This window comes from Clostridium sp. TJA020 (assembly GCF_058310295.1).
This window is the reverse complement of record NZ_JBZEFC010000006.1, coordinates 106,915-119,566: the sequence shown is the minus strand read 5'-3', so window position 1 is coordinate 119,566 and position 12,652 is coordinate 106,915. Positions and strand designations below refer to the sequence as shown.

The following is a 12,652-nucleotide window of genomic DNA, read 5'->3' as shown; positions in this document are numbered from 1 at the left end:
ATTTTCGTAACAAAGATAGATGTTTTTTTAAGCTAAATTACGATAATATAAATATAAGGAAGGAGTGTTATTTTAATATGTATAATATCTTAGTAGTAGATGATGAGAGAGAAATAAGAGATGCAATAAATATTTACTTAAGAGGTGAAAATTTAAATGTATTTAATGCAAGTAATGGTATTGAAGCATTAGAAATTTTAGAAGAAAAAAATGTGCATTTAATAATTCTTGATATAATGATGCCTAAATTAGATGGTATAAAGACGTGCTTAAAAATTAGAGAAAACAATAATATTCCTATAATAATGCTTTCTGCTAAAGGTGAGGATTCAGATAAAATATTAGGATTAAACGTAGGGGCAGATGATTATATAACAAAACCGTTTAATCATTTAGAATTAGTAGCTAGAGTAAAATCACAGCTTCGAAGATATGAGAATCCATTATCAGTAGATAATAAAGATTTTATAAAGGTAAAAGATTTAGAAATAGATACTATAGCTAAAAGTGTTAGAGTTAGGGGAGAAGAGATTAAAGTTACAGCAACAGAATATAAGATACTTTTACTTTTAGCATCTAATCTTGGAAGAGTTTTTTCAATAAAAGAAATTTATGAAAAAGTCTGGGAAGAACCTTTTTATAAAAGTGAAAATACAGTAACAGTTCATATTAGAAGAATAAGAGAAAAAATAGAAATTAACACAAAAGACCCAGAGTATATAAAGGTGGTATGGGGAATTGGATATAAGATTGAAAAATAAAGTAAAAAAATACTTTAACAATGTCTGGCTTATAGAGATTTTATTGGTAATTGTAATAACAGGAATATGTATGGATGCACTAATAAAGTATAAAAATAGCCCTAGTACTAAATCTGGTACTGGAGTTATAGAAGCTGTATTTGATAGAAGTACATTTTGCAAAAATTCATTAAAAGCAGACAGCAAGTCTTTAAGTAAAGATATATATGACAGAACTGATGGATTAAAAAAGTTATTATATTCAACAGAACAGCAAAAGGATGAAATAAGAAAAGAAATTTTTAATAATAGTTTTTACTCAAAAAGTAATTCTCAAAAAGAATTACCAGAGGGGATTTATTTTATAATAAGAAATAAATATAATGATGATATATTTACAAATGATCCGTTTTTTGAAGGCGTAAAAAAGGTTCAAGGTGACAGTCTTTATAAAGTTATTGAGGAAAAATATAAAGGAGATCATATAATTACATATAGTTGCAATAATGTTAATTTATTTAATGATTTAATTAACGACCCTGATGATAATCTACCTGAGTATTCAGGAAAGATACTTAAGAACTTTGAAGAAATATATTACACAAGTGAAATTAAATATGTAAATAAAATAAATTCATATATAAAAGAGTTTATTTTATTTATAATAATGATTCTTATAGATGTATTTTTAATATTTAAAGTACTATATGTATTCTTAAGTAAAAAAGGAAAAGTTTTAATAAGAGGTAATATAATAAAAGATATAATATATGTATTTAAACATGTATTTAAATATAAAGGACCTAGAAGGACTTTAATAACAGCAATAGTTATAAGTATAATTTTTTATATAGTGTACTTATATCTTTTAGCAATTGGTGGAACAGAAAAAAATATAATAGTAAATTTCTTTGCAGCATATCCTTTTAAAGGAAGTTTTTTACTTATTGCGTTGCAAATGATAGTTTTATTGTATTCAATAAAAAGAAATATAGAAATCGGAATGATTAAAGATGACCTTAAAATAATAAATGATGGTAATTTTGAGCATACAATAAAAGAAATTGGAGGCGGAGAAACTAGAGAATTAATTGAAAATATAAATAAAATGAAAGAAGGATATAATATAGCTGTTGAAGAAGCACTTCAAAATGAAAGGTTAAAAACAGAACTTATATCAAATGTTTCTCATGATTTAAAAACTCCATTAACATCAATAATAAATTATGTAAATATTCTTCAAGATGACAGAATATCAAATGAAGAAAGAAAAGATTATTTAAAGATATTAGAGAAAAAATCTAATAAATTAAAATCACTTATAGAAGACTTATTTGAAGTATCAAAGATAAATTCAGGTAAAATACAACTTAAAAAAGAAAAAATAGATATAGTTTCTTTAATTTATCAAGTTATAGGTGAATATTCATCTTTATATGAAAATAAAAAAATTGAGTTTAAAGTAGAGTGTGAAGAAGACCAAATAATAATGGATTTAGATGGAATAATGATTTCAAGAGTTATTGAAAATATAGTAATAAATGCACTTAAATATTCTCTTGAAGAAACAAGGGTATATGTTTCTATAATTCAAGAAGAAAATGGTGCGTTAATTTCATTTAAAAATGTAGCAAATTATGAAATGGAGTTTGATGAAACAGAAATGTTTGAAAGGTTTGCAAGAGGGGATAAATCTAGAACTTCAGTTGTTGAAGGTTCTGGTCTTGGTCTTGCAATAACAAAAAGCATAGTAGAACTTCATAATGGAGTTACTAGAATTAAAAGAGATGGTGATTTATTTAAGATATATGTTTTCTTACCATTTGATGGAGATAATTATACAAAAGTAGATGAGATTAAATAAAATATGTGATATATTAATAATAAATATTAAATAATATTTATTTAAGGAGTGATAATATGAAATATTTATTTGTAGAATATCCAAAATGCACAACTTGTAGAAGAGCAAAGAAATGGTTAGAAGAAAATAAAATAGATTTTGAAGATAGAGATATAAAACTTAATAACCCAAGTAAAGAAGAATTAAAAGAATGGCTTAAAAAGAGTAACTTAGAGATTAAAAAGTTTTTTAATACAAGTGGAGTATTGTATAGAGAAAAGGGAATGAAAGATAAGGTAAAAGTTTTATCAGAAGATGAACTTTTAGATATATTATCAGAAGATGGAATGATGGTAAAAAGACCATTAATTATAGGCGATAATGAAGTATTAGTTGGTTTTAAAGAAGCTGAGTGGGAAGAAAAGCTAAAGTAATAGAAAAGATCCATAATGTTATGGGTCTTTTTTATATTAGTAAGTAAATAATTAATATCTTATAGTTTAAATTGTCAAAGGATAAAGATTATTAAAATAGTGAGAATTTTAAAGATTATTAAATAAAAAGAGGTGATATAACAGTATAGCAACCTTTATAAAATTTTACACAATTAATTATAAAAACTATAATATATTAGTCAATATATTGTGTTGGTTTGGAGTAAATGCAATATAAATATACTATATATAGTTGGAGGAGAAGGCTAGTGGATATAATACGTGAACTTTGTGAGATAGGACTAAAGTCAATTAATAATAGATCGGATATATATACAATAGAAAGATTACAAGAAAAGTTAAATTTAATAATAAGACCTAATATGGCATATAAAGATATAAGGAACTCATTAATTCAGGTATCCTTAGAGCTTACTACAGATATGGAACCAGATTGGCAAAATGTAGCTTCAAGGCTATATGTTCATAAGCTTTATGATGAAGTAAAAAGTAATAGAGGTTTAAATAATGATGAAAATCTATATAGCAATTTATATAAATTTATAGAACAGTTAACGGAAGAAAAGTTATATGGTAAATATATACTTGAAAATTATTCAAAGGAAGATATATATGAATTAGAAAAAGAAATTAAACCAGAAAGAGATTTTCTTTTTACTTATAGTGGAATAAAGTTATTAAGTGAGAGATATTTAATAGAAGATTTTAATAGAAATGTATTGGAGTTACCACAGCAAATGTTTATGGGAATAGCTATGCATTTAGCTATTCCAGAAAAGAAAGAAAACAGAATATATTGGGCAAAGAGGTTTTATGATGTTTTAAGTTCATTAAAAGCAACAATGGCAACTCCAACAATGGCAAATGCAAGAAAGCCTTTCTATCAATTAAGTTCATGTTTTATAGATACTGTAAATGATAGTTTAAAAGGTATATATAAGTCATTAGATAATTTTTCTGAAGTATCAAAGTTTGGTGGCGGAATGGGAATTTATATTGGGAAAATAAGAGCTCTTGGATCACCTATTAGAGGATTTAAAGGAGCATCAGGCGGAGTAATACCTTGGGTTAAACTATTTAATGATACAGCAATAGCAGTAGATCAACTTGGAGTTAGAAATGGTTCAGTTGCTATATGGCTTGATGCTTGGCATAAAGATATACCAGAGTTTCTACAAGTAAGAACTAATAATGGGGATGATAGAAAAAAAGCTCATGATATATTTCCAGCACTTTGTTATCCAAATCTTTTCTGGAGACTTGCAGAGGAGGATATAGATGCTAATTGGTACATGATGTGCCCACATGAGATAAGACAGGTTAAAGGATATTCTTTAGAAGATTTTTATGGAGAAGAATGGGAAAAAAGATATTATGATTGTGTTCATGATGATAGAATAGATAAGCGTATAATGAAAGTCAAAGATATAGTACGTTTAATAATTAAAAGTGCTGCTGAAACTGGAACACCTTTTGCATTCTTTAGAGATGCAGCAAATAAAATGAATCCAAATAAGCATAAAGGAATGATATATTCATCAAATCTTTGTACAGAAATAATGCAAAATATGAGTGCCATGGATATAAGAGAAGCAGAAATAATTGATGAAGATGGAGAGAAAATTGTAGTTGAAAAAACTAAATCAGGAGATTTTGTTGTATGTAACCTTTCATCAATAGTTCTTGGAAATATTGATTTTACAAGAGAAGAAGAAATAGAATATGTTGTTGAAACACAGATAAGAGCTATGGATAATGTTATAGATTTAAATTATTATTCAGTTCCTTATGCAGAAATAACAAATAAAAAATATAGAGGGGTAGGACTTGGAACATCAGGTTATCATCATATGCTTGCAAATAATAGTATTCACTTTACTGCTGAAGAACATAGAGAATTTGCTGATAAAGTTTATGAAAATATAAATTATTATGCTATAAAAGCTAGCATGAAGATAGCAAAAGAAAAGGGAAGGTATAGTGAATTTGAAGGTTCAGATTGGGACAATGGAGATTACTTTAAGCTAAGAGGATATACTTCAGATAAGTGGAATAAACTAAGAGAAGAAATAAATACTTATGGTATGAGAAATGGATATCTTATGGCTATAGCACCAAATGGTTCAACTGCAACTTTAGCTGGAACTTCAGAAGGGGTAGATCCTGTAATATCAAGATTTTGGCTTGAAGAGAAAAAAGGTAGTATAGTTCCAAAGACTGCACCAAATCTTTCAGAAGATACTTATTGGTATTATAATTCAGCATATAATATAGATCAAAAATGGTGTATAGAAATGAATGGTGTAAGGCAAAGACATATAGACCAAGGTCAATCATTTAATCTTTATATAACAACTAATTATACAATGAGACAAATAATGAACCTTTATATAGATGCGTGTAAGGCTGGAGTTAAGTCAATATATTATGTAAGAAGTAAATCACTAGAAGTATCAGATTGTGAAAGTTGTTCTGCATAGAATTTTAGGAGGGTAATACTAAATGTTTGATATAAATAAAAAACCATTGTTCAATGAATTTGGAGATACAGAAACTTCAAAAAAGAAAATGATAAATGGAAATACTACAAATCTTAATGATTTTAATAATATGAAGTATACATGGGTATCAGATTGGTACAGGCAAGGAATGAATAATTTCTGGATTCCAGAAGAAATAAATTTAGCACAAGACTTAAAAGACTATAAGAAGTTAACAGAAGAAGAAAGAACTGCTTATGATAAGATATTATCATTTTTAATATTTTTAGACTCAATTCAAACAGCAAATCTTTCTAATATAAATAACTATATAACTGCAAGTGAAGTTAATCTTTGTTTAACTATTCAGGCTTTCCAAGAAGCTGTTCATTCACAAAGTTATAGTTATATGTTAGATACAATATGTTCACCTGAGAAAAGAAATGAAATATTATATCAATGGAAAGATGATAAGATACTTCTTGAAAGAAATAAATTTATAGGAGATCAATACAATAAATTTTTAAATGAACCAACAAAACATAATTTATTAAGAACAATAATGGCTAACTATATACTAGAAGGAGTATATTTTTATTCAGGTTTTATGTTCTTCTATAATTTAGAAAGAAACGGAAAGATGCCAGGTTCAGCTCAAGAAATAAGATATATAAATAGAGATGAAAATACGCATCTTTGGTTGTTTAGAAATATTATAAGAGAACTTCAAAAAGAAGAGCCAGAAATATTTACAAAAGAACTTAAAGAAGAATTAATTGAAATGATGAAAATAGGTGTAGAGAATGAAATTGCTTGGGGACATTATGTAATAGGTGATACTATACAAGGAATAAATAAAAATCTTATTGAAAGCTATATAAAATATTTAGGTAATATAAGATTAATAGCAATTGGACTTCCTAAATTATATGAAGGATATGATAATAATCCAGCAGAATGGGTGGATAGACAAGCAAATGCTAATTCAGTTAAAACAGATTTCTTTGAAGCAAAATCAACTGCGTATGCAAAAGCAGCAACACTTATTGATGATTTATAAAAGATATTCATAAAAAGAACTAAATTATAAAAATAATTTAGTTCTTTTTTGCGCTTGAATAAAAAATCAATAACTTATAAATATGTTATTAAATTATAGCGTTCCTTGTTTAAATAAATAATTAACAAATTAAAATATATTACCCACAAAATTAAAAATATTTGTGTTGATAAAAATTAATTTATCAAAATTATAATGATTTTTATTAATAAAATTTGAAGTTTGTGAAATTAAAGTGTATTGAAAATAAATATTCATAAAAATAGATAACTTTATTAAAAAAATATGATTAAATAAAAAATATGGATAAATAAAAAGTGTAAATTATAATTAAAGAATTTATATAAATTTTGGGGGTATAATTATGAGTGATGGAAAAGGTCAAAAGTTAACTTTAATATCATTAATTTTAATGATATTTACATCAGTATTTGGATTTACTAATATAGCTAGAGCGTATTATCTTATGGGATATGCTGCTATTCCATGGTACATAATATCTGCTATAACATTCTTTATACCATATGCATTTATGATGTGTGAATATGGAGCTGCATTTAGAAAAGAAAAAGGTGGTATTTACTCATGGATGAATAGGTCAGTTGGAGAAAAGTATGCATTTATAGTTACATTTATGTGGTATGCATCAAACATAATTTGGATGGTATCGGTTTCTTCATCAATATGGGTTCCATTATCAAATTTAGTATTTGGTATAGATAGAACATCAACATTATCAATATTTGGATTAAGTGCACCAAAGACAATGGCAATATTTGCAGTAATATTACTTCTTGTCATTACATTTACAGCATCAAAGGGATTAAATAAAATAACAAAAGTTACATCAATAGGAGGAGCTTTTTCAGCTTTTGCTAACATATTATTATTTATAATATCAATAATAATTCTTGCTTTAAATGGATTTAAATTTGCACAACCAATAGATGCACATGCATTAGTTTCATCACCTAATCCATCATACCAATCACCAATAGGAATTTTAGGATTTTTAGTTTTTGCTATATTTGCTTATGGTGGAATTGAAGTTATAGGTGGTTTAGTTGACCAAACAAAAGATGCAGAAAAAACATTCCCTAAAGGAATAAAAATTTCAGCTATAGTTATTGCAACAGCGTATTCAATAGAAATTTTATGTGTAGGATTTTTTACTAACTGGAATGTTGCTTTAAATGATAAAACTGTTAATATGGCAAATGTAGCATATATAGTAATGGGTAACTTAGGATATTCATTAGGTCAGGCTTTACATTTATCAGCATCAACATGTCACATATTGTATAGTATATTTGCAAGATTTATAGGACTTTCAATGTTCTTAGCCTTAATGGGAGCATTCTTTACAATTATATATTCACCACTTAAGCAACTTATAGAAGGAACTCCAAAAGGAATATGGCCAAAGTCATGGGTAGTTCTTGATAAAAATAATATGCCAAGAAATGCTATGATAGTTCAATGTGCTATAGTAATTGCAATAATATTAATTACATCTTTTGGTGGAGAATCAGTATCTAAGTTCTTAAACTACTTAATACTTATGGGAAATGTTGCAATGACAGTGCCTTATGTGTTTATAGCATTAGCATTTATCCCATTTAAGAAAAATAAGGATATAGATAAACCTTTTGAAGTGTTTAAAACACATACATCAACAACTATATGGACAATAATTGTTGTTATTACAATAACTTTTGCAAATATATTCACTATAATACAACCAATTATAGAATCAAAGGATTATGTAGCTACAATATTCCAAATAGCAGGACCAATAGTATTTGGAGGAGCTGCAATAATCTTATATGATAGATATGAAAGAAAGAAAAAGAATTTAGGTTAATTTAAATAATGTGCACAATAAAATTATAATTTTATTGTGCACATTAAAGTTTAATAAGAATTATTATTGATAAAAGTTTTTATAAAAAATAAAAAGATTACATTAAAAGTATTAGTTTGAGTAGAATATAACATATAGATATATATTATAAATGTAGTATAGAACAACTATATATTGTATTAATTTAAAAAAAATAAATAAAAATTGTATAAATTTAATAATAATCAATAAAATGAAATTATTTACAACAATATATGTATTAAATATTATAATAAATGACAAAAAAAATTATAATATGTCTTAACAAGTCGATAAATTATGATATAATTATTAAAGGTTGTACTTAACATTGTAAAAGTTATCATAAGATTAGTTATTAGATAACATTTTTTTTTATGTACTTAATTTTCAGAAAAGTAACATAATTAAGGAGGGTTTTATTATGAAAAAAGGTATTGCTGCTTCAAAAGGATACGCAATAGGAAAAGTATTCTTACAAGAGCATGAAGAAATAGTAATAACAGATGAGAAAATCACAGATGTAATCGCAGAAAAAGAAAAATTACAAAAAGCACTAGATGCAGCTAGGGAGCAGCTAGAAGGAATAAAAGCTAAAGCCGCTGTTGAAATGGGAGAAGAAAAGGCTGCTGTGTTTGAGGCACACATAACTTTACTTGATGATCCAGAATTTACAGGCGCTATGGCTATGGAAATAGAGAATAATAGCTTAAATGCAATGAAAGCTGTTGAAAATGTAACAAATACTTTCGTTATGATATTTGAATCAATGGAAGATGCTTACATGAGAGAAAGAGCAGCTGATATAAAAGACGTTTCAAAGAGAATAATTTCAAACTTAGCTGGAAAAGGCGGAGATGCTTTTGCAATAACTGAAGGAAATACTATAGTTGTTGCTGAAGATTTAACTCCATCAGATACAGCTCAATTAGATAGAAGTAAAGTTGTAGCTTTCTTAACTAACATTGGAGGAAGAACTTCACACTCAGCTATTATGGCTAGAACATTAGAAATTCCTGCAGTTGTTGGTCTTGGAGATATAACAAAATCAGTTAAAACTGGAGACTCAATAATAGTTGATGGTATTGAAGGAATTGTTATTATAAATCCAGATGAAGCTACAGTTAAAGAATATGAATCAAAAAGAGAAGCTTTCTTAAAAGAGCAAGAAGAACTTAAGAAGTTAATCGAAGTTAAAACAGTAACTAAATCAGGAAAAAGAATTGAAGTTTGCGGAAACATTGGAAAAGCAGAGGATGTTGAAGGTGTTTTAGCTAATGGTGGAGATGGAATAGGACTATTTAGAACTGAATTTTTATATATGGATAGAGATAGTGCTCCAACAGAAGAAGAGCAATATGAAGCATATAAATATGTTTTAGAAAAGATGAATGGAAATCAAGTTGTTATAAGAACTCTTGATATTGGTGGAGATAAGACTTTACCATATTTACCATTACCAGAAGAAATGAATCCATTCTTAGGATATAGAGCAATTAGACTTTGTTTAGATAGAAAAGAATTATTCAAAGTACAATTAAGAGCATTACTTAGAGCTTCAGTATACGGAAATCTTGCAGTAATGTTCCCAATGATTTCAGGAATTCAAGAATTCAGATCAGCTAAGGAAGTTGTTGAAGAGTGTAAGGCTGAACTTAAAGCAGAAGGAAAAGAATTCTCAGATTCAATTCAATGGGGAATCATGGTAGAAATACCAGCTGCTGCTGTTATGGCTGATGAATTAGCTAAAGAAGTGGATTTCTTCTCAATAGGAACAAATGACTTAATTCAATACACATTAGCTGCAGATAGAATGAGTGAAAAGGTATCATACCTTTACAACCCAATGCATCCAGCTGTACTTAGATTAATAAAGATGACTATAGATGGAGCACACAAGCATGGTAAATGGGTTGGAATGTGCGGAGAAATGGCAGGAGATGAAGCTGCTATACCAACATTAGTAGAATATGGATTAGATGAATTCTCAATGAGTGCATCATCAATATTAACTGCTAAGAAGATTATTTTAGATCAAGAATAATATATTTTTCTATAAATAACACAATTTAAATAAGATAATTACCCAGTATTTAAGCGTGAACTTTTGTTCACGCTTATTATAATTTAAAAGTATTATAATAAGTTGTGATAAAATATGTGTATATTTAATAGTTATTGGAGGTGACTTTGTGGATAAAGTTTTTAAGATGTTTATTACTTTTTTCAAAATAGGAGCATTTACTTTTGGTGGAGGATATGCAATGATTCCTATAATTGAAGAAGAAGTAGTTAAAAAACAGAGTTGGGTATCTAAAGAGGAATTTATGGACATTTTAGTTGTATCTCAGAGTTTTCCAGGTGCAATGGCTGTAAATTGCTCTATTTTTATCGGATATAATATAGCAGGTTTTATTGGCGCTGTTGTTGCTCTTATTGGAGTTGCATTACCATCCTTTTTAATAATACTTTTTATTGCAACATTATTTATGCAGTTTAGACATAATTACTATGTTAATCTTGCTTTTAAGGGGATATCTTCTGCAGTTCCAATTTTGGTTTTAACGGGAGTGTTTAGCTTAGCTAAAGGTATAAATAGAAATTTAAGAAACATAATTATATTATTATTAGCATTAATTGCATTAATAGTATTTAACATTAATCCAATAATAGTAATAGTAACTTCCGCTATATATGGAGCTATATTTTTAAGAAAGAAGGTTGAATAGCTTGAACTTAATATTAAAACTATATTTAGTATTTTTAAAAATAGGTGCTGTAAGTTTTGGCGGCGGTTATGCTATGATACCTTTTATTCAAAGAGAAATAATATACAATTATAAATGGATAGATATAAATCAATTTATGGATATAATAGGAATATCTCAAATGACGCCAGGTCCGATAGCAATAAATTCTGCTACTTTTGTTGGATTTAAGGTTTCTGGTATTTTAGGAAGCTTAGCAGCAACTTTAGGTGTTGTTACAATGTCTTTTATATTAGTATCTATTGCATCAAAGGCAATGGAAAAGTTTAAAAAATCAAAAGTTTTAAAAGGTGCATTACTTGCAATGAGACCTGTACTTATAGCTTTAATAATACAAGCTTTTTTTGATTTAGCAAAAGATGCTTATGTAGATATAAAATCAATTATTATAACTATAATAATTGGTATATTACTATTTTCTAAGAAAGTACATCCAATAATATCTATAATACTTTCAGCAATATTTGGAATTATAATATATTCTAACTTTTAAACAGATAATCACTATGATTAACATAAGGTTAATAAGTTATTAATTAACAATCATTATTGAGTATTATTAAGATATATATATATAATTCAATAAAAAACATCTGTAAAGGTTAATTTTAAAAAAATTTAATAAAATAATGAGATTGAATATTTTAAATTAAAGTAATATTATTTATCCATATTAGGGATAGACATTAAGGCGGAATTTAAATATAAATTATTTTAGTTAAACGTTAGGAGGTTGTTTTTTATGAATTCTTTTATGAAAGATATTAAAAAAAATAGTGATGTATTACATGATGTTGCTGAGAAAACAGGATTTTTAAAGGATTTACTTGATGGTAAAGTAACAAGAGAAAGTTATTCAGAATACTTATTTAATCTTTATGAAATATATAAAACTATAGAATTTAATTTAGAAAAGTATTCAACTAATGAAGTTGTTAAGGAATTTGCAATTAAAGAAGTATATCGTTCAGAAGAAATATATAAGGATTTGAGATTTTTATTAGGAGAAAAATTAAAATCAATGAATATTCTTGCATCAACAAAGGCTTATATTGAAAGAATTAATGAACTTGGAAGAGAAAATCCAGAACTTTTAGTTGCACATGCTTATACTAGATATTTAGCGGATCTTTTTGGTGGAAGAACTATATATGCTATGTTAAAAGAAACATATAAAATCGAAGAAGAAGGCTTAAATTATTATAAATATAAATCATTAGAAGATGGAGATAGTATGAGAGTATTTATTATGAATTATCATAATAAATTAAATAATATTAATTTAAATGATAGTTTAAAAGAGAAATTTATAGATGAAGTGGCTAATTCATATGTTTATAACATAGCTATCTCAAATGAATTGGTATTCTCAAAACAATAAAATATATTTAATAAATTTAAAGAGATAATCTAACTTAGATTAT

General features: G+C 26.5%; 10 protein-coding genes. All 10 read left to right on the top strand.

Annotated features, from left to right (window positions below; translation table 11 throughout):
• Positions 1–77: 77 nt before the first annotated feature.
• Positions 78–761 (top strand): response regulator transcription factor, encoded by a 684-nt coding sequence (locus tag AC4FQ1_RS10245; RefSeq protein WP_303129666.1) that lies wholly within the window; start codon positions 78–80, stop codon positions 759–761.
• Entirely contained in the window at positions 739–2,604 is a 1,866-nt protein-coding gene (locus AC4FQ1_RS10240) for a HAMP domain-containing sensor histidine kinase (protein WP_491169614.1), read from the top strand. The genes AC4FQ1_RS10245 and AC4FQ1_RS10240 overlap by 23 nt, the downstream gene beginning before the upstream one ends.
• Before the next feature lie 56 nt (positions 2,605–2,660).
• Positions 2,661–3,017: an arsenate reductase family protein gene (locus AC4FQ1_RS10235; RefSeq protein WP_303129670.1), complete on the top strand. Its 357-nt coding sequence runs from the start codon at positions 2,661–2,663 to the stop codon at positions 3,015–3,017.
• Positions 3,018–3,328: 311 nt separating this feature from the next.
• On the top strand, positions 3,329–5,518 hold the full coding sequence (locus tag AC4FQ1_RS10230; RefSeq protein WP_491169624.1) for a ribonucleoside-diphosphate reductase subunit alpha: 2,190 nt from the start codon (positions 3,329–3,331) through the stop codon (positions 5,516–5,518).
• A 22-nt stretch (positions 5,519–5,540) separates the two neighbouring features.
• Positions 5,541–6,578: a ribonucleotide-diphosphate reductase subunit beta gene (locus tag AC4FQ1_RS10225; RefSeq protein WP_303129672.1), complete on the top strand. Its 1,038-nt coding sequence runs from the start codon at positions 5,541–5,543 to the stop codon at positions 6,576–6,578.
• Between the two features lie 364 nt (positions 6,579–6,942).
• Positions 6,943–8,442 (top strand): glutamate/gamma-aminobutyrate family transporter YjeM, encoded by a 1,500-nt coding sequence (gene yjeM / locus AC4FQ1_RS10220; protein WP_491169613.1) that lies wholly within the window; start codon positions 6,943–6,945, stop codon positions 8,440–8,442.
• 442 nt (positions 8,443–8,884) lie between these two features.
• Entirely contained in the window at positions 8,885–10,504 is a 1,620-nt protein-coding gene (gene ptsP, locus AC4FQ1_RS10215) for a phosphoenolpyruvate--protein phosphotransferase (RefSeq protein WP_491148880.1), read from the top strand.
• Positions 10,505–10,652: 148 nt separating this feature from the next.
• Positions 10,653–11,189 (top strand): chromate transporter, encoded by a 537-nt coding sequence (locus AC4FQ1_RS10210; protein WP_303130407.1) that lies wholly within the window; start codon positions 10,653–10,655, stop codon positions 11,187–11,189.
• Between the two features lies 1 nt (position 11,190).
• Complete coding sequence (locus tag AC4FQ1_RS10205) at positions 11,191–11,721, top strand: chromate transporter (protein ID WP_303130405.1); 531 nt, start codon at positions 11,191–11,193, stop codon at positions 11,719–11,721.
• Between the two features lie 249 nt (positions 11,722–11,970).
• On the top strand, positions 11,971–12,609 hold the full coding sequence (locus tag AC4FQ1_RS10200; protein WP_303130404.1) for a biliverdin-producing heme oxygenase: 639 nt from the start codon (positions 11,971–11,973) through the stop codon (positions 12,607–12,609).
• Positions 12,610–12,652 lie beyond the last annotated feature (43 nt).

Excerpts from the sequence above, each read along its gene's own strand:
- AC4FQ1_RS10245 (WP_303129666.1), top strand. The coding sequence starts at position 78 with ATGTATAATATCTTAGTAGTAGATGATGAGAGAGAAATAAGAGATGCA.
- AC4FQ1_RS10235 (WP_303129670.1), top strand. The coding sequence starts at position 2,661 with ATGAAATATTTATTTGTAGAATATCCAAAATGCACAACTTGTAGAAGA.
- AC4FQ1_RS10225 (WP_303129672.1), top strand. The coding sequence starts at position 5,541 with ATGTTTGATATAAATAAAAAACCATTGTTCAATGAATTTGGAGATACA.
- yjeM (WP_491169613.1), top strand. The coding sequence starts at position 6,943 with ATGAGTGATGGAAAAGGTCAAAAGTTAACTTTAATATCATTAATTTTA.
- ptsP (WP_491148880.1), top strand. The coding sequence starts at position 8,885 with ATGAAAAAAGGTATTGCTGCTTCAAAAGGATACGCAATAGGAAAAGTA.
- AC4FQ1_RS10200 (WP_303130404.1), top strand. The coding sequence starts at position 11,971 with ATGAATTCTTTTATGAAAGATATTAAAAAAAATAGTGATGTATTACAT.